At 65.0% G+C, this 23,606-nt stretch carries 17 protein-coding genes; 6 read left to right on the forward strand and 11 right to left on the reverse strand.

The window, feature by feature from the left end; all coding sequences use genetic code 11:
* The first annotated feature begins 76 nt into the window (after nucleotides 1-76).
* Nucleotides 77-3,919 (forward strand): EAL domain-containing protein, encoded by a 3,843-nt coding sequence (locus tag V0R59_RS11260; protein ID WP_330073920.1) that lies wholly within the window; start codon nucleotides 77-79, stop codon nucleotides 3,917-3,919.
* 119 nt (nucleotides 3,920-4,038) lie between these two features.
* Entirely contained in the window at nucleotides 4,039-5,292 is a 1,254-nt protein-coding gene (gene glyA / locus V0R59_RS11265; RefSeq protein WP_330073921.1) for a serine hydroxymethyltransferase, read from the forward strand.
* A gap of 62 nt (nucleotides 5,293-5,354) precedes the next feature.
* Here the strand turns inward: glyA and V0R59_RS11270 are convergent, their stop codons facing one another.
* The 5 genes from V0R59_RS11270 to V0R59_RS11290 all read right to left on the reverse strand — a co-directional run bounded on the left by V0R59_RS11270 (nucleotide 5,355) and on the right by V0R59_RS11290 (nucleotide 9,457).
* The gene (locus V0R59_RS11270; RefSeq protein WP_330073922.1) at nucleotides 5,355-5,654 is read right to left on the reverse strand and encodes a Fis family transcriptional regulator; all 300 of its coding nucleotides are present in this window, start codon (nucleotides 5,652-5,654) and stop codon (nucleotides 5,355-5,357) included.
* 12 nt (nucleotides 5,655-5,666) lie between these two features.
* The gene (locus V0R59_RS11275; RefSeq protein WP_330073923.1) at nucleotides 5,667-6,023 is read right to left on the reverse strand and encodes a type II toxin-antitoxin system RelE/ParE family toxin; all 357 of its coding nucleotides are present in this window, start codon (nucleotides 6,021-6,023) and stop codon (nucleotides 5,667-5,669) included.
* Between the two features lie 93 nt (nucleotides 6,024-6,116).
* A complete protein-coding gene (gene yjiA / locus V0R59_RS11280; protein ID WP_330073924.1) occupies nucleotides 6,117-7,088 on the reverse strand; it encodes a GTPase in 972 nt (323 codons plus the stop codon).
* Between the two features lie 89 nt (nucleotides 7,089-7,177).
* The gene (locus V0R59_RS11285; RefSeq protein ID WP_330073925.1) at nucleotides 7,178-7,375 is read right to left on the reverse strand and encodes a YbdD/YjiX family protein; all 198 of its coding nucleotides are present in this window, start codon (nucleotides 7,373-7,375) and stop codon (nucleotides 7,178-7,180) included.
* A gap of 15 nt (nucleotides 7,376-7,390) precedes the next feature.
* Nucleotides 7,391-9,457: a carbon starvation CstA family protein gene (locus V0R59_RS11290; protein ID WP_330073926.1), complete on the reverse strand. Its 2,067-nt coding sequence runs from the start codon at nucleotides 9,455-9,457 to the stop codon at nucleotides 7,391-7,393.
* 182 nt (nucleotides 9,458-9,639) lie between these two features.
* On the opposite strand from V0R59_RS11290, the gene V0R59_RS11295 reads away from it, so the two are divergent.
* The 4 genes from V0R59_RS11295 to V0R59_RS11310 all read left to right on the forward strand — a co-directional run bounded on the left by V0R59_RS11295 (nucleotide 9,640) and on the right by V0R59_RS11310 (nucleotide 14,373).
* Nucleotides 9,640-10,005 carry a PilZ domain-containing protein gene (locus V0R59_RS11295; protein WP_330073927.1) on the forward strand — a complete coding sequence of 122 codons (366 nt, stop codon included), beginning with the start codon at nucleotides 9,640-9,642 and terminating at the stop codon, nucleotides 10,003-10,005.
* A gap of 263 nt (nucleotides 10,006-10,268) precedes the next feature.
* Complete coding sequence (locus tag V0R59_RS11300; protein WP_330073928.1) at nucleotides 10,269-11,792, forward strand: nucleobase:cation symporter-2 family protein; 1,524 nt, start codon at nucleotides 10,269-10,271, stop codon at nucleotides 11,790-11,792.
* Nucleotides 11,793-11,989: 197 nt separating this feature from the next.
* Nucleotides 11,990-13,540, forward strand: coding sequence for a tyrosinase family protein (locus V0R59_RS11305; RefSeq protein ID WP_330073929.1), 1,551 nt, complete (start codon nucleotides 11,990-11,992; stop codon nucleotides 13,538-13,540).
* 2 nt (nucleotides 13,541-13,542) lie between these two features.
* Nucleotides 13,543-14,373: a copper chaperone gene (locus V0R59_RS11310; RefSeq protein ID WP_330073930.1), complete on the forward strand. Its 831-nt coding sequence runs from the start codon at nucleotides 13,543-13,545 to the stop codon at nucleotides 14,371-14,373.
* Here the strand turns inward: V0R59_RS11310 and V0R59_RS11315 are convergent.
* The 6 genes from V0R59_RS11315 to V0R59_RS11340 form a co-directional block, all read right to left on the reverse strand.
* A complete protein-coding gene (locus V0R59_RS11315) occupies nucleotides 14,283-15,632 on the reverse strand; it encodes a TolC family outer membrane protein (protein ID WP_330073931.1) in 1,350 nt (449 codons plus the stop codon). The genes V0R59_RS11310 and V0R59_RS11315 overlap by 91 nt on opposite strands.
* Complete coding sequence (locus tag V0R59_RS11320) at nucleotides 15,632-16,975, reverse strand: HlyD family type I secretion periplasmic adaptor subunit (protein WP_375547348.1); 1,344 nt, start codon at nucleotides 16,973-16,975, stop codon at nucleotides 15,632-15,634. The genes V0R59_RS11315 and V0R59_RS11320 overlap by 1 nt, the downstream gene beginning before the upstream one ends.
* Nucleotides 16,976-16,978: 3 nt before the next feature.
* Nucleotides 16,979-18,754, reverse strand: coding sequence for a type I secretion system permease/ATPase (locus V0R59_RS11325; protein WP_330073932.1), 1,776 nt, complete (start codon nucleotides 18,752-18,754; stop codon nucleotides 16,979-16,981).
* A 169-nt stretch (nucleotides 18,755-18,923) separates the two neighbouring features.
* On the reverse strand, nucleotides 18,924-19,541 hold the full coding sequence (locus V0R59_RS11330) for a heme acquisition protein HasA (RefSeq protein ID WP_330073933.1): 618 nt from the start codon (nucleotides 19,539-19,541) through the stop codon (nucleotides 18,924-18,926).
* Between the two features lie 103 nt (nucleotides 19,542-19,644).
* A complete protein-coding gene (locus tag V0R59_RS11335; RefSeq protein ID WP_330073967.1) occupies nucleotides 19,645-22,326 on the reverse strand; it encodes a TonB-dependent receptor in 2,682 nt (893 codons plus the stop codon).
* A 277-nt stretch (nucleotides 22,327-22,603) separates the two neighbouring features.
* Entirely contained in the window at nucleotides 22,604-23,599 is a 996-nt protein-coding gene (locus tag V0R59_RS11340) for a FecR family protein (protein ID WP_330073934.1), read from the reverse strand.
* Between the last annotated feature and the right edge of the window lie 7 nt (nucleotides 23,600-23,606).

The raw sequence follows: 23,606 nt of genomic DNA on the forward strand, positions 1-23,606 counted from the left end.
TGCAGCCCTGGATCGCCGCCCGCTTGGTCGGCCCCGACCATGCGCTGCCGTCCCAGCCTTACCGCAGGATCACCGTTTGACCAATCTCAATCAGCCGTCTTCCTCGCGCAAAGCCTCCGTCGCGTCGGGTCAGTCCTTGCGCGGCTCGTTGAAGGGTGCCCTGGCGATCCTGGTCCTGCTGCTGCTCGCCCTGCTGTTCTGGCAGACCCTTGAGCAGTACCGCCACACCCTGACCGACCGCCGCCAGCACAGCATCGACGCCAGCGCCGAACTGGCCGAGCGGATGAACCTGCGCCTGGCCCTCGAAGCCCAGGACGCACGCACCCTGCTGCCCAGCGCCGCGCCGGACGCCGAGGCCATTCCGGCCCTGTTCAGCCGCCTGCACCAGCGCCTGCCATCCCTCGACAGCCTGGCCTGGGTGACTGCCGACGGACGGATCCTGCGCGACAGCCTCGAAGCCTCCCCCGACCAGCCCGCCATGGCCGAGCTGCTGCGGCGCAACCAGCAGCACGCGCATTTCTTCAGCAACGCCCAGGGCAATGCCTTCGTCTATCTGCTGCTGCGCCAGGGTGACGAGGCGGACAGCGCCTACTGGCTGCTGCGCTTCGAGCCAGCCTGGTACCAGCAATTGTCCGAGCGCCTGGAACATGCCAATCGCCCGCAATGGCAGCTGGAAAATGGCCAGACCGCAGAGGTGATCAGCGAACACCTGCATCACCATCCAGCGCCCTCGGCCAACAGCGAAGAGGCCCCGCTGCAAAGCGTGGTGCTGACCTTCCTCGACCACAGCGACTGGCAACTGCGCGGCTTTCACGACGCCGAGCGCAGCCGCCGCGAGCTGCTTCCGGCGCTGGTGGGCAAGGCCATGCTGGTGCTGCTCTGCGCGGCGCTGCCGCTGCTGGCGTTGTTCAACATGCGCCGGCGCAACCTGGCCCTGCAGGAAGGCCGCCGCCGCTACCAGGACATCTTCGAAAGCACCGGCGTTGCACTGTGCGTGCTTGATCTGTCCAGCCTGCCGGCGATCCTCGAACGTCTGCGCCTGCGCAATCGCCGGGAACTGGAGCAGCGCCTGGACAACGACCCGGCGCTGCGCGACCTGCTGCTGCGCGAACTGAAGATCACCGAGGTCAACCAGGTCGCCCTGCAACTGCTCGGTGTCGATTGCAACGACGGCGCCTGGCGCCATCTGATCGCCGGCAACGACCTGGACCACGACGGCGTCGGCCTGCACCTGGTCGGCGCGGTACTCGACCAGCAGGCGCAGCTCGAACTGGAGGTCCGCCTGCCCACCGAGCAGGGCCTCGACCAGCACCTGTGGCTGATGGTGCGCTTCCCGGAACAGCGTCGCGACTACCAGGCGGTGATCCTCAGCATCAGCGACATCACCAGCCGCAAGCGCGTCGAACTGTCGCTGCTTGAACGCGAGAGTTTCTGGTCCGATGTGGTCCGCACCGTGCCTGACCAGCTCTATGTACAGGACGTGCAGAGCCTGCGGATGATCTTCAGCAACCGCCACCTGGGCCAGACCCTGGGCTACGAGCGCCACGAACTGGCGCGCATGGGCGAGTTCTTCTGGGAAATCCTCCTGCACCCGGAAGATGCCGAGCTGTACCGTGGCCTGCGCCAGAAACAGCGCCAGAGCGGCTACCTGGAACAGTTGCACTGCCAGTTGCGCTTCCGTCACCACGACCAACGCTGGCGCCGCTACGACATCCGCGAACAGGTGCTGACCCGCGATGCCGCCGGCAATGTCACGCGGATCATCGGCGTGGCCAAGGACGTCACCGACCAGCTCGAAGCCAGCGAGTCCCTGCGCGACAGCGAGCAGCGCTACCGCATGCTCGCCGAGAGCATCAGCGACGTGATCTTCTCCACCGACGACGAGCTGCAGCTCAACTACGTCAGCCCGTCGGTACGTGCTGTGCTGGGCTACGACGTCGACTGGATCTTCAATAACGGCTGGCAGTCGACCATCGCCAACCCGGCGCAACTGGCCGGCCTGTACACCCTGGTCGAACGGGTCAACCGCGCCCTGGGCGACGCCGCCCAGCTGGAAGCCCTGCGCACCCAGGTGCCGACCCAGCTGTTCCTGTTCGACTGCCTGCGCGCCGATGGCCGCAAGATCCCGATCGAACTGCGCCTGGTGCTGGTGTGGGACGAACACGACCAGTTCGGCGGCATCCTCGGCGTCGGCCGCGACATCAGCCAGCAGCGTCGCGCGGAAAAAGACCTGCGCATGGCGGCAACGGTATTCGAACACTCGACCTCGGCGATCCTCATCACCGACCCGGCCGGCTACATCGTCCAGGCCAACGAGGCGTTCAGCCGGGTCAGCGGCTACGCGGTGCGCGACGTACTCGACCAGTTGCCGAGCATGCTCACCGTCGATGGCCAGCAGGATTCGCACCTGCGCTACGTGCTCAAGCAACTGCACCAGCGCGGCACCTGGGAAGGCGAGGTATGGCTCAAGCGCCGCAGCGGCGAGCATTACCCGGCGTGGGTCGGCATCACCGCGGTGCTCGACGACGAGGGCGACCTGGCCAGCTACGTGTGCTTCTTCACCGACATCAGCGAGCGCAAGGCCAGCGAACAGCGGATCCACCGCCTGGCCTACTACGACGCCCTCACCCACCTGCCCAACCGCACGCTGTTCCAGGACCGCCTGCACACCGCGCTGCAGCAGGCCGAGCGGCGCAAGTCGTGGGTGGTGCTGATGTTCCTCGACCTCGACCGCTTCAAGCCGATCAACGACTCCCTCGGCCACGCCGCCGGCGACCGCATGCTCAAGGACATGGCCGAGCGCCTGCTGGACTGCGTCGACGACGACGACACCGTGGCACGCATGGGCGGCGACGAATTCACCTTGCTCCTGCAACCGCGGGCCACCCGCGAGATGGCGCTGAACCGCGCCATCCATGTCGCCGAACAGATCCTCGGCAGCCTGGTGCGCCCCTTCGTCCTGGAGAACCGCGAGTTCTTCGTCACCGCCAGTATCGGCATCGCCCTCAGCCCGCAGGACGGCAGCGAGCTGAGCCAGCTGATGAAGAACGCCGACACCGCGATGTACCACGCCAAGGAGCGCGGCAAGAACAACTTCCAGTTCTACCAGGCGGACATGAACGCCAGCGCCCTGGAGCGCCTGGAACTGGAAAGCGACCTGCGCCACGCCCTGGAGCAGAACGAATTCATCCTTTATTACCAGCCGCAGTTCAGCGGCGACGGCAAGCGCCTGACCGGTGCCGAGGCGTTGCTGCGCTGGCGCCATCCGCAGCGCGGCCTGGTACCGCCAGGGGACTTCATCCCGGTAATGGAAGAACTGGGCCTGGTGGTGGACGTGGGCGACTGGGTCATCGCCGAAGCCTCGCGCCAGCTCAAGGCCTGGCATCAGGCCAAGGTTCGGGTGCCGAAGGTCTCGGTGAACATCTCGGCACGGCAGTTCTCCGATGGCCAGCTGGGCAATCGCATCGCCAGCATCCTCAAGGAAACCGGCCTGCCGCCGGCGTGCCTGGAGCTGGAACTGACCGAAAGTATCCTGATGCGCGAAGTGCACGAGGCCATGCAGATCCTCGACAGCCTGAAGAACCTCGGCCTGAGCATCGCGGTCGACGACTTCGGCACCGGCTACTCGTCGCTCAACTACCTCAAGCAGTTCCCCATCGACGTGCTCAAGATCGACCGCACCTTCGTCGACGGCCTGCCGGAAGGCGAACAGGACGCGCAGATCGCCCGGGCCATCATCGCCATGGCCCACAGCCTCAACCTCGCGGTGATCGCCGAGGGCGTGGAAACCCACGAGCAACTGGAGTTCCTGCGGGAACACGGCTGCGACGAAGTGCAGGGCTATCTGTTCGGCCGGCCGATGCCGGCCAACCAGTTCGAGGCGCAATTCAGCAACGAAACGCTGTTCATGCTCGAATAGCGCAGGGATTCAAGCTGCTTGAATCCCTTTTGTCCGCCAGATGATCCCCTTTCATATGCCAGACAAAAGTCTATGGGTTAGAATGCCGGCCTATTTCAGCCCGATCCTTGAGGACCGCCATGTTCAGCCGTGATTTGACCATTGCCAAGTACGACGCCGAGCTCTTCGAAGCCATGCAGCAGGAAGCTCAGCGCCAGGAAGAGCACATCGAGCTGATCGCTTCGGAGAACTACACCAGCCCAGCCGTGATGGAAGCCCAAGGCTCGGTTCTGACCAACAAGTACGCCGAAGGCTACCCGGGCAAGCGTTACTACGGTGGTTGCGAGTACGTCGACGTGGTCGAGCAACTGGCCATCGACCGCGCCAAGGAACTGTTCGGCGCCGACTACGCCAACGTCCAGCCGCACGCCGGTTCGCAAGCCAACGCCGCCGTCTACCTGGCCCTGCTGCAGGCCGGTGACACCATCCTCGGCATGAGCCTGGCCCACGGCGGCCACCTGACCCACGGCGCCGCCGTGAGCTCGTCGGGCAAGCTGTACAACGCCATCCAGTACGGCATCGACGGCAACGGCCTGATCGACTACGACGAAGTCGAGCGCCTGGCGGTCGAGCACAAGCCGAAGATGATCGTTGCCGGTTTCTCGGCCTACTCGCAGGTCCTGGACTTCGCCCGCTTCCGCGAAATCGCCGACAAGGTCGGTGCCTACCTGTTCGTCGACATGGCCCACGTTGCCGGTCTGGTTGCCGCTGGCGTATACCCGAACCCGGTTCCGTTCGCCGACGTCGTCACCACCACCACCCACAAGACCCTGCGTGGTCCACGTGGCGGCCTGATCCTGGCCCGTGCCAACGCCGACATCGAGAAGAAGCTGAACTCCGCCGTCTTCCCGGGCGCCCAGGGCGGCCCGCTGGAGCACGTGATCGCCGCCAAGGCCATCTGCTTCAAGGAAGCACTGCAGCCTGAGTTCAAGGCCTACCAGCAACAGGTCGTGAAGAACGCCCAGGCCATGGCCAGCGTGTTCATCGAGCGTGGTTTCGACGTGGTGTCCGGTGGCACCCAGAACCACCTGTTCCTGCTGTCGCTGATCAAGCAGGAAATCTCCGGCAAAGATGCCGACGCCGCCCTGGGCCGCGCCTACATCACCGTGAACAAGAACTCCGTGCCTAACGACCCACGTTCCCCGTTCGTCACCTCCGGCCTGCGCTTCGGTACCCCTGCGGTCACCACTCGCGGCTTCAAGGAAGCCGAGTGCAAGGAACTGGCTGGCTGGATCTGCGACATCCTCGCCGACCTGAACAACGAAGCGGTGATCGACGCCGTTCGCGAGAAGGTCAAGGCCATCTGCAAGAAGCTGCCGGTATACGGCAACTGATTCAGGGCTGAAATGAAAAAGCCGATGCCGGGTGACTGGCATCGGCTTTTTTGTGCCTGCTTTTACTTGGCAGCTTGCGACTCGGGGATCAGGCGAACCTCGACGCGTTGTCCCAGTGCCCGGGCAGCACTCGCCAGCGTTGCCAGCGTCATGCCTGGATCACTCTTGTCCAGGGCCCGGTCCACGGCAGTACGGCTGGTATTCATGCGCTCTGCCAAGGCTTTCTTGCTGACCTTCTGTTGCTTCATCGCCTGCTCGATCTGCCAGGCGATCACCCGCTTAAGGGCCGCTGCGGAGACTTCTTCCTCCAGCCCTTGCGCCGAGAGAAAGTCGTCGAAATCTGACCCGATATGCTGATTCATGCGATGTGGCTCCTACAATCTGGACCTTCGTTGCCGGGCTGTTTCCAGGTCGGCTGCCGGTGTTTTCTGGCTTTTCTTGATAAAGCCATGGAGCAGGACCATGACATCCTCCACAAGCGTGAACATGATCCTGGCGCAGCTATCACCAAGATCCACCCGTATCTCCCACAGCCCCCGCTCCATCTTCCTCACCAGAGGCATGCCCAGCGGCCAGCCGATCTGCACCGTCTTGATCTCTGCGCCAACAAGTTGCCGATGAGTGCGCGGCAACTGCGCCAACCAGTCCCGAACGGGCTCGTTGCCTGCTTCCGTTCGAAAAAACCTGACTGTTAACACCAGGAGATGATGGCCTGCGGCAGAGTGTACCAAAAAAGGTACTCCTTTCAATGCAAATGACTGGAAAACCACAAGGGCAAAAAAATGCCGCCATAAGGCGGCATCAACCAGTCAGGCATTTCCTCATCAAGCGCCGCTGAGTTCCTCGAACCCCGCCCGGATCTTCTCTTCCGGCAACCCATCGGCAATGAACACCATTACGCTTTCCCGCGCCTCGCCCTCGGCCCACTCGGTATCCCAGTCGAAGCCATACAGCTTGAGCACACCCTGGAACACCAGGCGGCGGTCTTCGCCGGCGATGTTGAGCACGCCCTTGTAGCGCAGCAGTTGCTTGCCATGCTCTTCCAGCAATTCGTTCATGAAGTCGCTGAGGCGATCGATATCCAGCGGCGTTTCGGTGCGCAAGACCATGCTGGAAATACGGTCCGGCGTCGCCGGAGCCGTCACCGGGCGCAGGCTCAGGCCACCACCCAGGTCGGCATTGAGATTGAACCCGCGCACATCCAGCAGCTCGGCCAGGTCGATCTGGCCATGATCCACCACCCGCACCGGTGCGCGGCGGTTGATCCGGCCCAGGCGGGCGCTCAGTGCTTCGACGGTCGCCGCGTCCACCAGGTCGGTCTTGCTCAGCAGCAGCCGGTCGGCGAATCCGACCTGGGCCTGGGCGATCGCCTGGGTCAGGTGCAGGTCGGCGTGGGCGGCATCGACCAGGGTGATGATGCCGTCGAGGATATAGCGCTCGCGCAGTTCCTCGTCGATGAAGAAGGTCTGCGCCACCGGCGCCGGATCGGCCAGGCCGGTGCATTCGATCACCAGGCGGTCGAAGGCGATCTCGCCGCTGTCCAGGCGCTCCAGCAACAGGTACAGCGCCTTGGTCAGGTCGGTGTGGATGCTGCAGCAGACACAGCCGTTGGCCAGGGTCATGACCTGCACCGGGGCGTCACCGAGCAGTTGGCTGTCGATGCCGGCATCGCTGAATTCGTTCTCGATGACGGCGATTTTCAGGCCGTGCTCGGCCTTGAGGATGTGCCGCAGCAAGGTGGTCTTGCCGGCTCCGAGGAAACCACTGAGCACGGTCACGGGAATGGGGGAATGCACGCGGGAAATTCTCCTGACGCTGAAAATGACTGTGGGAGCCCGGCGCGCCGGGCTCCCACAGGTTGTTTCACTGACTCAAGCGCGGCCTTTCAACAGCACTTGGGCCCACCCTTGCCGCCGTAACGGGCTTCCTGGCGTTCGCGGAAGAACGCCTCGTAGCTCATCACCGGCTTGTCCGGGTGCTTGCTCTTCATGTGCTCGACATAGTTGTCGTAGTCGGGCATGCCGACCATCAGGCGGGCTGCCTGCCCCAGGTACTTACCCAGTCGACCCAGGTCGTTGAACATGATTGCAGTCCTCTATCACGCGTCCGGCAGGGCCTGGAACGGGGTTTCCTTGTCGGTGCGCTCTTTCTTGCCGAGGGCGGCGATACCGACCTTGATGGCGAAGAACAGCACGCTGAACACCACGACCAGGAACAGCACGGTCAGGGTTGCGTTGGTGTAGGCGTTGAAGATCACGTGCTGCATCTGCCCGATGTCCTTGGCCGGGGCAATGACCTTGCCAGCGTCCAGCGCGGTGCTGTACTTCTTGGCCAGGGCCAGGAAACCAACGGCCGGGTTCGGATCGAACAGCTTGATCAGGCCCGCAGTGGTGGTGCAGATCAGCAGCCACAGGGCCGGCACCAGGGTGACCCAGATGTAGCGCTGGCGCTTCATCTTGATCAGGACCACGGTGCCGAGCATCAGGGCGATACCGGCGAGCATCTGGTTGGAGATGCCGAACAGCGGCCACAAGGTATTGATGCCGCCCAGCGGATCGACCACGCCCTGGTACAGCAGGTAGCCCCACAGCGCCACGCAGCCAGCGGTGGCGAGCAGGTTGGCGCCCCACGACTCGGTGCGTTTCAGCGCCGGGATGAAGCTGCCCAGCAGGTCCTGGAGCATGAAGCGCCCGGCACGGGTACCGGCGTCCACCGCGGTGAGGATGAACAGCGCCTCAAAGAGGATCGCGAAGTGGTACCAGAAGGCCATGGTGTTTTCACCCGGCAGCACCTGGTGGAGGATCTGCGCGATACCCACCGCCAGGGTCGGTGCACCACCGGCACGGGCCAGGATGGTGTGCTCGCCGATGTCGCGGGCGGTCGCTTCCAGTTGCTCGGGGGTAATGGTGAAGCCCCAGCTGCTGACGGTCTGCGCCACCGACACGACGTCGGCACCGACCACGGCGGCCGGGCTGTTCATCGCGAAGTACACGCCCGGCTCGATCACCGAGGCGGCGACCATGGCCATGATGGCGACGAACGATTCCATCAGCATGCCGCCGTAGCCGATGTAGCGAGCGTTGACTTCGTTGTCCAGCAGCTTCGGCGTGGTTCCCGAGGAGATCAGCGCGTGGAAGCCGGACACCGCGCCGCAGGCGATGGTGATGAACAGGAACGGGAACAGGGTGCCCTTCCACACCGGGCCGGTGCCGTCGGTGAACTGGGTCAGCGCCGGCATCTTCAGCTCGGGAGCGATGATCAGGATGCCGATGGCCAGGGCGATGATGGTGCCGATCTTGAGGAAGGTCGACAGGTAGTCACGCGGTGCCAGCACCAGCCACACCGGCAGCACGGCGGCGACGAAGCCGTAGCCCACCAGCATCCAGGTGATCTGCACGCCGCTGAAGGTGAATGCCGGGCCCCACACCGGATCCGCAGCGATCTGGCCCCCCAGCCAGATCGACAGGAGCAGCAGGACGACGCCGATCACCGAGATCTCGCCGATATGCCCCGGGCGGATGTAGCGCATGTAGATGCCCATGAACATCGCGATCGGGATGGTCGCCATCACGGTGAACATGCCCCACGGGCTTTCCGCCAGGGCCTTCACCACGATCAGCGCCAGCACCGCAAGGATGATGATCATGATCAGGAAGCAGCCGAACAGGGCGATGGTCCCCGGGATGCGGCCCATTTCCTCGCGCACCATGTCGCCCAGGGAGCGGCCGTTGCGACGGGTGGAGAGGAACAGGATCATGAAGTCCTGCACCGCACCGGCCAGCACCACGCCGGCGATCAGCCACAGGGTACCGGGCAGGTAGCCCATCTGCGCGGCGAGCACCGGACCGACCAGCGGACCGGCACCGGCAATGGCAGCGAAGTGGTGACCGAAGAGAATGTGCTTGTTGGTCGGAACATAGTCCAGACCATCGTTGTTGAGCACCGCCGGGGTAGCTCGACGAGGGTCCAGTTGCATCACCTTGGTGGCGATGAACAGACTGTAGTAACGGTACGCGACCAGGTAGATCGCCACCGAGGCGACGACAATCCACAAGGCATTGATGGCTTCGCCACGCCGCAGGGCAACCACCCCGAGCGCACAGGCCCCTAGTACTGCCAGCGCCAGCCAGGGGATATGGCGGGCCAGGCTATTATTGTTGTTCATGGTTCGCTTCCAGCTAGTGGATAAAAGGTAGCCTTCCGAGTCTAGCGACAGTCCCCGGAAAGGCCAGCCCCAACCTTGGTCTAGAGCCTCCAGAGCCTATCGCCACCATGCAAGATTGCGCGCCTTGGCCGAGCCTGGCAAGCACTGCGCTATAGTTCAGGAGTCCACCCGGAGGGCCGAGCATGAGCGAGCACAACGAACGTCGACGCTTCAAACGCATTGCCTTCGATGCCCCCACCGAACTGATCCAGGGCAAACGCCGCTGGCCGGTGGAACTGATCGATATCTCCCTCAAGGGCCTGCTCATCGAGTCCCCCGCCGGCTGGGACGGCGATGCCGAGCAGCTGTTCGATGCCGAAATCCACCTGAACAAGGACGCCAGGGTGGCGATGCAGGTGCAACTGCGACATGTCGAGGACACCCAGCTGGGGTTCATCTGCCTGCACATCGATATCGAGTCGATGGGACATTTACGCCGCCTTATCGAGCTGAACCTTGCAAATCGCACCGAACTGGAGCGTGAATTCCACGAATTGATCGAAGTTTAAGATCTTTTAGCGTCCTACCCTTTTCCCCTTCCCGGCATTTCCTGTCCAATCAGACAGCTTCCAGAGCGCTGTACACGGTTTTTATGACACCGTGATACAGCGCTTTTTCGTTTCTGGAACGATTACTGCAACCGGTATCAGGCCAAATCAATGGCCACACTGTTCCTGGGTCAATCGATAAATTGTATACAATTTCTCTGGTAATGGTTGGCAACAGATGTCTACAGTAGCGGCACAAAAATAAATACCGAGATCCTGCTCCCATGAATACGTCCTCACCAAGTACGTCTTCCGCCGCACCTCGCCCGGAAGATGAAAACCTCGGCCTGGGTGCCAACGTCGCTTATGGTCTGCAACACGTTCTGACGATGTACGGCGGTATCGTCGCGGTGCCGCTGATCCTGGGCCAGGCTGCCGGCCTGGGCCCGGCCGAGATCGGCCTGCTGATCGCCGCGTCGTTGTTCGCCGGCGGCCTGGCAACGCTGCTGCAAACCCTAGGCCTGCCGTTCTTCGGCTGCCAGTTGCCGCTGGTCCAGGGGGTGTCCTTCGCCGGTGTCGCGACCATGGGCGCGATCCTCAGCACCGAAGGCGGCGGTGGCCTGCCCGGCGTGCTTGGCGCGGTGATGGCGGCTTCGTTCCTCGGCTTCCTGATCACGCCGATCTTCTCGCGCATCACCAAGTACTTCCCGCCGCTGGTGACCGGTATCGTCATCACCACCATCGGCCTGACCCTGATGCCGGTCGCCGCACGCTGGGTGATGGGCGGCAACAGCAAGTCGCCGGAATTCGGCAGCATGGAAAACATCGGCCTGGCCGCCCTGACCTTCACCTTCGTGCTGGCCCTGAGCAAGCTCGGCAGCGCTTCGATCTCGCGCCTGTCGATTCTCCTGGCAATGATCATCGGCACCCTGATCGCCTGGTCGCTGGGCATGGCCGACTTCAGCAAGGTGCTGGAAGGCCCGCTGGTCGCGATGCCATCGCCATTCCACTTCGGCATGCCGACCTTCCACATCGCCGCGATCCTGTCGATGTGCATCGTGATCATCGTGACCCTGGTGGAAACCTCGGCGGACATTCTCGCCGTCGGTGAAATCATCGACACCAAGGTCGACTCCCGCCGCCTCGGCGACGGCCTGCGCGCCGACATGGCATCGAGCATCCTGGCGCCTATCTTCGGTTCCTTCACCCAGAGCGCCTTCGCCCAGAACGTCGGCCTGGTCGCCGTCACCGGCGTGAAGAGCCGCTATGTGGTCGCCACCGGCGGCGTGATCCTGGTGATCCTCGGCCTGCTGCCAATCATGGGCCGGGTGATTGCCGCGGTTCCGACCTCGGTCCTCGGTGGCGCCGGTATCGTGCTGTTCGGCACTGTGGCCGCCAGCGGCATCCGCACCCTGTCCAAGGTGGAATACAAGAACAACATGAACCTGATCATCGTCGCCGCCTCCCTGGGCTTCGGCATGATCCCGATCGCCGCACCGAACTTCTACGATCACTTCCCGAACTGGTTCGAGACCATCTTCCACTCGGGCATCAGCTCGGCGGCGATCATGGCGATCACCCTGAACCTGCTGTTCAACCACTTCAAGGTCGGCAACTCGGACCAGCAGTCGGTATTCGCCGCGGGCTACGAGCGCACCCTGAACTACTCCGACATTTCCGTGCTGCGTGACGGCGACTACTTCAAGGACGGCAAGCTGTTCGACGCCGAAGGCAAGGAGGTCCCGGTGGTCGACCACGACGGCAACCCGGACACCGCACCACGACGACAGGCCGTGGCGGAACACTGACCGAACGGCAGTCAAGACAAGGGCCGGTGCGCAAGCACCGGCCTTTTTTTGTCGCGCGACGCAGCCTGCGACCTCTCATCGATCCGACGGAACTTTCCTTAAACATTCCGACACATCGCCAGGGCAATTTGATACCGCTGTTCTATCGTCAACCGGCCGCAAGGATTTCCCTCACAAGGATCAAGGAGAGCGTGGACATGACTTACGTACGCAAGGATTTGTGGAAGCTCGGCAACACCTGGAGCCCGACGTTGTTGTGGTACGCCAAGGCGGTGCAGGAGCTGCAGAAGCGCCCGATCACCGACCCCACCAGTTGGCGCTTCCTCGCCGCCATCCACGGCTTCAACGAGGACCTGTGGATAACCAACGGCTACTACCAGAAAGGCGAACAGCTACCGCCGGCCACCGACCGCGAGCTGTTCTGGAACCGCTGCCAGCACCGCACCTGGTTCTTCCTGCCCTGGCACCGCCCTTACCTGATCTCGTTCGAGGCCATTGTCCGTGACGCGGTGGTCAAGCTCGGCGGCCCGGCGGACTGGGCACTGCCCTACTGGAACTACGACGAGTTCGTCGAGCACCCGGACAACCTCAAGCTGCCCCAGCCGTTCTACGACAAGACACTGCCCGACGACGGCAGCCCCAACCCCCTGGCCCTGCCGGTCGACCTGCGCTACGGCATCAGCGGCAACGGCGTGATCCGCCTCGACCCTGACCAGCTCGACTTTGCCCAGGCCGCCAACGAAGTGCAGTACAAGGGCGCCTCCAAGGCCAACCCAGGCTTCGGCGGACAGAACCCGCTGCAGACCGCCCCCAACGACCTGGCCTTCGGTTACGTGGAAAACAGCCCGCACAACCATGTGCACAACATGGTCGGCGGCGATAACGACAAGGACGGCGCGGCCTACCATGAAGGCCTGATGGCCGACCCGCGCACCGCCGGCCTCGACCCGATCTTCTGGCTGCACCACGCCAACATCGACCGCCTGTGGCAGATCTGGTTGAACCGCGACCCGAGCCACAAGAACCCGAGCGAACCCGCCTTCGTCGAAGGCCCGCCCAAGGGCAGCCCGTTCGTCTTCCCCGAGCCCAATGGCGACAGCCGCTTCTGGAAGGTCGGCGAAACCCTCGACCTGAGCCGCCTGGGCTACACCTATGAAAGCTTCCATGACCCCGTGCCGAAGGCCACGCCCGTACTGAAGCAGGCCGCCGCCTTCGCCGCCAAACCTGCGGTGGCTGCCGTGAAAGAACCTGTGGTCGAACTGATCGGTGCCAACAGCAGCAGCATCAAGCTGCTCGGGCGCAAGAGCGAAAGCCAGGTACGCCTGGACAAGCCCGGCGTGAGCAAAGTGGCGAAGAGCCTGGCCGCCAAGAGCCTGGTCGCGCAGAACGCCGCCCCCGCCCACGAGCGGGTGTTCCTCAACCTGGAAAACATCCGCGGCCGGCGCAACACCGTGTACCTGGAGGTCTACGTCGGCCTGCCGGCGGGAGCACAGCCAAGTGCCCATCCGGAACTGTGCGCCGGCGGCGTCTCGCTGTTCGGTGTCGCCGCTGCCAGTGATGCCAGCGATCCCCACGGTGGCAACGGCGTCAACGCCGCACTGGAGATCACCGACATCGTCGACGCGCTGCGCGCCAAGGGCACGCTCGACCTGGCACAGCTGCAGATCGACCTGGTACCGGACAAGGACCTGAGCGCCGCCGACGAGCTTTCGATCGGTCGTATCAGCCTCTACCGTCAGGGCGATTGAGGATGCGCCTCAGGCAAACCGCCCTTGCCTGGCTGCACAGTCCCTGGCCATGGCTGGCCACCGCCAGCCTGGCCGGGTGGGCCGCATTGCTGGCGGCGCCGACACAATCGGCGCTGCCAGCCTTCTGCGGCTCGATGGCCGACCTGCTGTCGACCCTCGGCTGGCGCGGCCTGACCCAGGCGCTGGTGCTGGATCCCGGGGGGCTGTGGCAATCCTGGCTGGTGATGCTGCTGGCGATGATGCCATTGCTGCTGGTGGAGCCGATGCTCACCCTCTGGCAGCGCAGCCTGCCGCGCCGCCGTGCGCTGGCGATCCTGGCGTTCGTTGTCGGATACGCGACGGTATGGAGCGTGGCCGGGGCGGTCCTGACCCTGCTGTCCATCGGCCTGAAGCTGCTGGCGGGCGAAAGCCTGTGGCTGGCAGCGACCCTGGCAGTGCTGCTCACCCTGCTGTGGCAGTCGACGCCACTCAAGCAGACCGCGCTCAACCGCTGCCATGGCGCACCGCGGATCGCCGCGTTCGGCTGGCCGGTGGTACGCGACTGCCTGGGCTACGGCGTGGGCCATGGCGCCTGGTGCATCCTTTCCTGCTGGCCGGCGATGCTGTTGCCGATGCTGGTGCAGCAAGGTCACCTGGCTGTGATGCTGCTGTGCATGGCCTGGCTGGTGTTCGAACGCCAGCGCATGGCCCAGGCCGTGCGTTGGCGCATGTCGCTGGAAGCCCGCTGGCGCTGGCCGCTGCCTCAGCGACTGGCGGTCGCCGGTTTGCCGCGACTGACGAAGTACCTGTCCAGCCGCTGCAGATCGCTGGCTTCCAGGGTTCCCGCCAGATAGTGAACCTGCAACCAGGCCCGCAAGTAGTCGTAGCGGGCCTGGGCCAGGTCGCGCCGCGCGCTGTACAGCTGCTGCTCGGCGTTCAACACATCGAGATTGACCCGTTCACCGCCCGCCACGCTCTTGCGCGTCGCCTCGATCAGGCGATCCGCCGAGTCCTGCGCCAGTTCATAGGCCCGGATCTTCGCCACGCTGCTGGCGCACAGGTTGAACTGCTTGCGCAGTTCATTGAGCGTCTCGTTCACCAGGCCGTCCAGCTGGTACTGCACCTGATCACGCTGGGCAGTGGCCTGGCGGGTCGCCGCCGACACCCCGCCACCGGCGAACAGCGGCATGCTCAGCTGGATGCCGATGCTGTCGGTGTCGTAGCGCTGGTTGTAGGTGCTCTCGGAACTTGAGCTGGAGCGCCCGGTGCTGGCGTAGGCGCTGAGGCTGGGCAGGTGCCCGGCACGGTTACGCTCGATGCCCTGGTCGGCCGCCTCGACGGCATGCCGCTGGGCGATCAGTTGCGCGTTGTTGCCCACCGCCAGGGTGCGCCAGTGCTCGAAGTTGCCCGGCGCCAGCGGCTCCACCTTGAAGCCCGCGGCCAACGGCGCCAGGTCCTCCACTTCCACCGGCTCGCCGATGATCGCCTGCAGCGCACGCAGGGCGGCGTCCAGGTTATCCGTCGACTCGATCTCCTGGGCCTTGGCCAGCTCGTAGCGGGCACGGGTTTCCAGGACATCGGTGCGGGTGCCCTCGCCGCCCTTGAACAGGCGCTCGTTGAGGGTCAGTTGCTCGGCATAGGCACGTCGTTGCGCCTGGGCCAGGGCGATCTGCTCGCTGGCGAACAGCGCTTCGCTGTAGGCCTGGAACAGGCGCACCGCCAGCTCCTGACCGCGCCCGCGAAACTGCGCATCGGCCAGCAACGCCTTGGCCACGCCCTGGCGGTAGTCGGCCCAGGCCGCGTAGTCGAACAGCGGCTGCTGCAAGGTCAAGGTCGAGGTGTAGCTGCGGTAGTCGCGCTGGGTGGTGATATTGCCGACCGTGGTGGCCTGGGTCACTTCGGAGTCGTTGCGTGCGTTGGTGTAGCGGTACGACAGGTTGGGCAACAGGCGCGCCCGGCCGATGGCGCGGTTCTCAAGGCCGGCGTCGCGCTCGGCGATGGCGGCATGGAAGGTCGGATCGTTGCGCAGGGCCAGGGCATAAGCATCGCTCAGTTCGAGGGCACTGGCGGGCAGACTCAGGCCCAGCAGCATCAGGCAGGACAGCAGGCGCATCATTCCTCCGCCAGGGCGACGTGGGCCCGGTCGGTCAGCGGCTTGAACAGGTAGTTGAGCAGCGAGCGCTCGCCGGTGCGGACGAAGGCTTCCACCGGCATGCCCGGCCGGATGTCCTTGCCGGCCAGTTGGCGCAGCCCCTCTTCACCGACGCGCACACGGACCTGGTAGTAGGGTTGGCCGTTCTTCTCGTCCACCAGGCGATCGGCGGACACCAGGGTCACCTCGCCCTCGACCCGCGGCGTGGTGCTCTGGTTGAAGGCGACGAACAGCAGTTCCACCGGCAGCCCCGGGTGCAGGCGGTCGATCAGCTCCACCGAGGCCCGGGCGTCCACCAGCAGCGGTACGTCGCGCGGGACGATCTCCATCAGCGACTGGCCGCGGGCGATCACTCCGCCGTTGGTGAACACGCTGGAACCCACCACGGTGCCGCTGGCCGGGGCCTTGACCTCGGTGCTGGCCAGGTCGAAGGCGGCGCTGCGCAGGCGGTTGTCGAGGTCGGCGGCACTGGACTGGGCCTCGGTCAGTTGCTGGCTGACCTCGCGCTGGTACTCCTGCTGGCGCTGGGCAATGCGCAGCCTGAGCTCCTGCAACTGGCGGCGGGTACGACCGAGGTTGCCGAGGTCCTCGGAAATCGCGCCGTTGACCTGGGCATACAGGCGCTCGTTTTCCAGCAGGCGATTGCGCGGGATGTAGCCATCGCGGGCGAGTTCGCGCAAGCCCTGCAACTGCTCTTGCAGGGCGGCACGCTGCTCCTGCCTGGCCGCCATCGAGCCCTGAAGGCCGTCGAGGCTGGCCTGGGAGCCGGCGATATTCTCGCGCAGCCCGTCCAGTTCCATGCCCAGCGCCTGGTGGCGGCTGGTCAGCAGTTGCCGCTGGGTTTCGAGGATGGCGGCGAGCCACGGCTCGCTGGCGTCCTTCGAAAGCTCGGAAGAAAACTCCACCGTCGCCTGGCCGGCACGCTCGGCCAGCAGCCGCGCCTGCATGGCCCGTGCGGTGAGCAGTTGCACCCGCAGCGACTCGTACTGCGCACGGGCCTGGGTCGCGTCGAGGCGCAACAGCACCTGCCCCGCCGTGACCTGGTCGCCATCGCGCACCAGCAACTGCTCGATCACCCCGCCGGTCGGGTGCTGCACGGCCTGGCGGCTGCCAGCCACCACCACGTTGCCGGACAGCGGCACGCCCTTGTCCAGCGGCGCCAGGGCGGCCCAGAGCATGAAGCCGCCGAAACCGGCGAGCACCATCCACAGCCCGATCCGCGCCGGGCGGCGCTCGTCCATGTTCAGGACATTGCTGGCCCGGGCCGTGTCTTTCGGCTCGGGCAGGGGAACGCTTGCATTCATCGATCAGGCTCTCGGTGTGCCGTAGCTCATGCTGACGGTGGCAGGGCTGCGCAAGGCGCTAGGGGCGCCTGCCGGGGTCGGCACGGCGGCGGGACGGGCGGCGCGCTGCAGGTCCTGGAGTACCCGCGCGGTGGGGCCGAAGGCCTGCAACTGGCCATTCTGCAGGACCAGGAGTTTTTCCAGGCCGGCCAGCAGCGCCGGCTTGTGGGTGATGAGGATCAGCGTGCGGCGCTGCTCGCGGACCTTGGCGATGGCCGCCAGCAGCGCCTGCTCGCCGGCTTCGTCGAGGTTGGAGTTGGGTTCGTCGAGGACGATCAGCGCCGGCAGGCGGTACAGCGCCCGGGCCAGGCCGATGCGCTGGCGCTGGCCACCGGACAGGCCGCTGCCGCCTTCGCCCAGCAGCGTGTCGTAGCCGGCGGGGAACTTGAGGATCATGTCGTGCACCCCGGCCAGTTGCGCTGCAGCGACCACGGCCTCGGCGTCCACCGTGCCGAGACGGGCGATGTTGTCGGCGATGCTGCCGGCGAACAGTTGCACGTCCTGCGGCAGGTAGCCGATGTGCTGGCCGAGGACGCCCCGGTCCCAGTGCTGCAGGTCGGCGCCGTCGAGACGGACCTTGCCGTCGAAGGGTTTCGCTGCGCCCACCAACAGTCGCGCAAGGGTCGATTTACCCGAGCCGGACGCACCGATGATGCCCAAGGAATCCCCTGCTTCGAGGCTGAAGCCCAGGTTGGTCAGGCACGGTTTACGGGTGCCGGGCAGCATCGCCACCACCTGCTCCACCGCCAGGCGCCCGCTCGGTGCTGGCAGCGGCATGGCCTCGGGCCGGGGCGGCTGAGCCTGCAGCAATTCGTTAAGGCGGACATAGGCCTGGCGCGCCGAGCCCCACTGGCGCCATACCCCGATCAACTGGTCGATGGGCGCCAGCACCCGGCCCATCAGGATCGAGCCGGCGACCATCATCCCCGGGCTCACCTGCTTCTCCAGGGCCAGCCAGGCGCCGAGGCCGAGCACCAGGGATTGCAGGGTCATGCGCAGGGTCCGCGACAGTGCCGCGATTACCGCGGCGCGTTCGCTGCCGTGGTTCTGCAAGCCGAGGAATCCGTGATGCAGCGCGGTCCAGCGCTGGCGCACGGCGTCGAGCATGCCCATGGCTTCCATGGCCTCGGCGTTGCGCAGGTTGCCGCCGGCCTGCAGGCTGGCTTGCTGGGACAGGCGCCCGGCCTCGGCGAACGGCTCGCGGGTCAGGCGCTCGTTGAGCCAGGCCAGCACCGTCAGCAGCACCGCGCCCACCAGCGCCATCAGGCCCAGCCACGGGCTGAACAGGAACATCACCGCGAGGTACACCGGGAACCACGGCGCATCGAAGAAGGCGAACAGCGCCTGGCCGGTGGCGAACTGGCGCAGGCTGGTCAGGTCGGCCAGCACCTGCCCGGCGGCGCCCTTGCTGCCGGCCAGGCTGGCTTCATAGGCGGCCTGGAACACCCGCGGGTTGAGGCGCAGGTCCATCCGCGTACCGAGGCGGATCACCACCAGGCTGCGCACCCACTCCAGCAAGCCCATGAAGCCGAACAGGCCGACGATCATCAGGCTGAGCATCAGCAGGGTCATCTCGTTGCCCGAGGACAGCACCCGGTCGTAGACCTGCAGCATGTACAGGGCCGGAGCCAGCATCAGCAGGTTGATCACCGCGGTGAACACACCGACATTGGCGAAGCCGGCGCGGCAGGCCTTGAGCGCCTGGCGCACTTCATTGCCGGAAACGGGAGCGGTTCCCATTGCTTGGATTCCTCGCAGACAGCGACGGCAGGTGATTGCTTTCACCGCACCCTCGCCACAGAATTCGCACCACCGCAGCCTGGGCCCGGGAAAGACACGGGCTGCGGGGTAAATGCAGCAGATCAGCGAATGCCAGGGTGACCTGCCATTCGCTTTTTATTGCCTGCTATCAGGCAGCCAGGGCCAGGTCGTCGACCTGGGACTGGACGCCCACCGCTTCGGCGGAGACGGCGTTGACCGGGCCGTTGGCCAGAGCTGCTGCCACTGCGGCGAAAGAGTCCGCGGTGGTGACTTCGTAACCTTCCAGAAGCTGGTTGATCACCGCTGCCAGAGCGCTGGTGTCGCCCTGCATCAGGCCGTAGATGACCTGGTGCACTTCGTTGCCGGTACGGCCAGCGCCCAGGGCGGCCTCCAGGTCCAGACCGGAGAAGGTGACCACTTCCGAATCCAGGGTGTAGTTGCTGCCGCTGCCGCCATCCAGCTGGTAGCCCAACGACACTTCATCCAGCGAACCCCACAGGTAGTGGTTCAGGTTGCTGCTGGCCGGCAGGGCCGGGTTGAAGACGTAGTTCAGGCCATTGGCGGTATCGCTGCCGGCGATGAACGCGTAGTCGGAACCATTGGCGCCGTGGGTTGCGTACTGGCTGCCGCTGAAAGTGCCAGTATTGAAGCCACCGGTGTTGCTGTAACCATGACCTGCGGTGAAGAAACCGGTAGCCCAGTCCGACAGGTAGGTGTCGATCGAAGTGCTGGCCAGCGACAGGTCGTAAGTAACGGTAAGGCTCATGACTGTTCCTCTGAACGTTGTGGTGAATTGACGAAGGCTCCTGCCTTCGCTTTTGCCCTGAAGGGCAAAATCGTTGTGTCCGGCCCGACGGCCGGGGCAAAGATCAGAACTTGTATTCCAGCATCCCGGTGAGGGTCCGACCGCGGGCCAGGGACAGGTTGTTGGCATCCCCCATGGCCACGAAGTAGGCCTCGTCAGTGGCGTTTTCCAGCGCCAGCGACAGGTTGATCTGCGGCGTCACCCAGTAGCTGGCGTACAGGTCGTAGACCTTGTATTTGGGCCATAGCGCCTGGTCGAGCGTGGCGTAGCTGTGGTCGTTGAGGTTTTCCCCGTTGCCCTTGCTGTAGCGCAGGCGTGCGCCAACATCGAGGGTGTTGTCGAGGAAGCGCATGCCCAGGGTCAGGGAGCCACGATCGGCCGGCATGTAGGTGGCGTTGCCCATGATCTGGCCGCAGCTCACCTGGTTGTTCTTGGCGCTGTCGCTCTGCGCCTGATAGATGGTGTAGGTCCGGTTGACCAGGCGGTTGCCCACCAGCACCTGGCGGGTCACGGTGCCCTGCCGTACCGGCGTCACGGCACCGCCCATGTACCAGTCCTTCGAGCAGAAGTCGTTGGTACCGATCATGTGGGTGTAGGACAGGCGCCCGTAGTAGCGACCGGCGTCATAGTCGAGGGCGTACTCGACTCCACGGAATCGGGTGGTCTCCAGGTTGTTCTGGTAGGCCATCCTGCCCAGCGCGATCCCCGCCACTGTTTCATGGGGCACCGCAACGTTGAGGTCGAGGAACGAGAAGTCTTCGATCCGGGTGTCGAAGTACGCGACCTTCATGCCGAAGCGGTCACCGTCGCGCAGCAGCGACTCCTTGAAGATGTTGAAACCCAGCTCCCAGTCATGGGAGGTTTCCGGCTTGAGGAACGGATTGGGATAGACCATCTGGGCCCCACCACCGGCGTGCGGACGACCGGTCATGAAGACCTCGGTCACCGACGGCGAGCGCCAGCCACGGCCCCAACGCGTATAGAGCTGCAACCAGTCCACCCCGGGTTTCACGGCGATACCGAAAGTCGGCGAGAAGTGCCCCTGCTCGATGTCCTCGTCGAACAGCAGGTGTTGCTTGCTCTTCGGCGCACCACCGCTTTCGTAGGTGCCTTCTGGATACATCCATACGGTCATGCCGGTCTCACCGCTGAGGCGGTAGCGGTCATAACGCAACCCTGCATCCAGCGTCAGCCAGTTGTCGTGCTCGTACTGCGCCTGGGCGAACAGGCTGGTGGTCAGCTTCTTGCCTTCCGGCGTCGAACCCTCGACATAGGGGTAGGCGTTTTCGTTGGCGGCCGCCACACGGCCGGTCTCGGGCTTGAAGCGGTCCTCATAGATCTCGGTGCCGTAGTTCAGGGTCAGCTTGTCCGCCTGGCCGAAGTAGAAGCGTGAGGTGTTCTGCAGTTGCAGGCCCCAGGTATCGGTCTGGAAGCGGTCGTCGTAGGCTTCGTAGCGGTTGCCACTGGAGGCCGACGCATCGTTGCCGGCGTTCCAGCGATCGAGGCGGGTCCTGACGAAATACAGCTTGGCCTTCACATCGACCAGGTCGTTGTCCGGAGTAAAGCTGTAGTCGATCGAAATGTTCTTGCCGTTCAGGTCGCTGGCGCCGCTGCGCTTGTAGTAGAAGTCGGAGCCGTCGTCGGTAAGGTAGGTCCAGGCATCCTTGCTGTCGGTATCGGTCTCGATGTAGTTGAACTGGACGCGCTGGTCATGGGGCAGGTTGACCCCCAGCTTGAGCAGGCGCGAACGGGTCACGCTGCCCATGTCGCCGACTTCGCTGTTGAGCCAGCTATCCCAGGCTTCGGGAAAAAAACTTCTCAGGCGGATTTCCGTACCGAGGTTGTCCTTGTTGTTGGAGCCGGCCCGGTAGTCACCGAAATGTCGCTCACTGACACCCAGCAGCAGGTCGCCCACTTCATTGCCGAAGGCAAACAGCGCGCTGCCGTTGAAGTAGGTGCCGTTGCCCAGCTCGCCAATGCCGTGGCCGGCACGGATGCGACCGCCGTATTCCTTGTCCGGGCCCAGGAACTCGCTGGCCTGCACGGTGTTGAAGCTGGCGATCCCGCCGAGCACGCCGGCACCGCCCATGCCCGACTGCGAGCCCTTTTCGATTTCAACCGAGCTGATGAACTCCGGGTCCACCACCATGATGCCGTTGCGCTGCTGGTGGCCGTTGACGTTGAAGTTCTGGCGCATGCCGTCGATGTTCATGTTGACCCGGCCGTAGTCCTGCACGCCGCGGATGTTCACCGACAGGCCCTGGTCCCGCTGGTTGACCGCGGTGTAGACGCCGGCGGTTTCTTCCAGCATGTCGGCGGCATGGCGCGGCGGGCGCTTGTCGATCTGGTCGCGGGTGATCACGCTGACCGAGCGCGGGGTGGTGTAGACCCAGTCGCCGTCCCCCTGGGACTGGATGCGCGTGGCACCCAGCTCCATGGCCTTGCCATCGTCGCTCAGACGTTCCAGGCCGACCTGGTCGTTGCCGCTGAAGCGGTAGCGTACCGGGTTGCCACCCAGCAGCAGGGCCAGGCCCTGCTCGGCGCTATGTTGGCCGTGCAGGCCTTCGCTGCGCAGACCGGCCAGCTTGCGGCTGTCGAAGAACACCTGGACCTTGGCCTGCTCGGCGAAGGCCAGCACGGCACTGTCGAGGGCCTGGGCCGGGATGTCGAAACGGATCAGCGCGCTGCGCTGGCTGGCGTTCGGGTTCTGTTCGGCCGCCTGCGCCATGCCGATCCCCATCGGCATCAGGCAGGCGCCCAGCGCCAGGCTGCAGGCCAGGGCAACCGGGTTGAGGCGGAAACGTCGTTGTTGTGGATTGGTCACTTCGTGTGGCTCGCTGTGTTGGCGTTTTTCTAGTAATGAAAATCAATCTCAACAATCAGACGAGCGGGGCGGGGAAAGTCAGTAAATTATTTTTTAGGAAATTTCATGGAAGGGGTTGGAGGCCGCGATTTGCGGGGCTCCTGGGGGACTCATCGCTGGCAGCGTCAACGATGAGTCCCCCAGGAGCGAAGGAGATCCGTCAGTAGATCAGGGTCAGTCCGGCCACATCGACGCGCTTGGCCTTCAGCTCGTCAGTGAGCATCACCAGCGCCTGGTCCAGGTTGTCCAGGCGGAACATGCCGCTGACCTCACGCCTGGCCAGTGCCGAGTCGGTGATCAGCACATGCCCGCCGCGATAGCGATTGATCTGCTCGGCCACCTGCGCCAGCGGCTCGCGTTCGAAGATCAGCAGCCCGCGCTGCCAGGCACTGGCCCGCCGCGGGTCCTGCTCCGGCCAGGCACGGATGCCGTGCTGCGCGTCGTAACGCAGGCTTTCGCCTTCGTTGAGGATGCGCTCGGCCGGGGGCTCGGCCAGGGTCACCCGGGTGCTGTGTTCGAGCATGCCGACCCAGCCGCCCTGCCCTTCCTCGCCGACCACGAAGCGCGTGCCCAGCGCCCGGGTGCTGGCGCCGGCGTACTCGACCACGAACGGCCGCGACTCGCGCTCGCCGATCGGCGCCGCCTCGAATACCGCGTCACCGGACAACAGCCGCACGCGCCGCTCGCTGTCGCTGTAGGCGACGCTGATGGCACTGCGACTGTCGAGATCGACCTTGCTGCCGTCCGGCAGGGTCACCTGGCGGATCTCGCCGCGGCCGGTGACGTAGTCGGCACTCATGCGCTGCAACAGGTCCGGTCCGCGATCCACGGCGAACACCGCGATCAGCAGCGCCGCCGCCGTGCTGCTCGCCCAGCGCAGGCGCGAACGGCGGCGACGGCCGCCAAGCGCTCGGGGAGTCTCGGGTAGCGCTTGGGCAGCGGGCACGGCCTGCGGCGCGTCCAGATGCCCGAGGCGTCCAAGGTCGGCCCAGGTCGCACGGGCGAAAGCCAGCGCCCGCTCATGCCGCGGATCGCCGTCGCGCCAGGTGGCCAACGCCTGCTCCTGCGCCGGGCTCAGGCACCCGGCGTCCAGCAGCACCGCCCACTCGGCGGCCTGCTCGCGAATTGCTTGCTCTGGCGGGTTCTGGCTGCTCACACGGTTC

Source organism: Pseudomonas ulcerans (assembly GCF_036324125.1).
In the GTDB taxonomy this organism is placed as follows: domain Bacteria; phylum Pseudomonadota; class Gammaproteobacteria; order Pseudomonadales; family Pseudomonadaceae; genus Aquipseudomonas; species Aquipseudomonas ulcerans.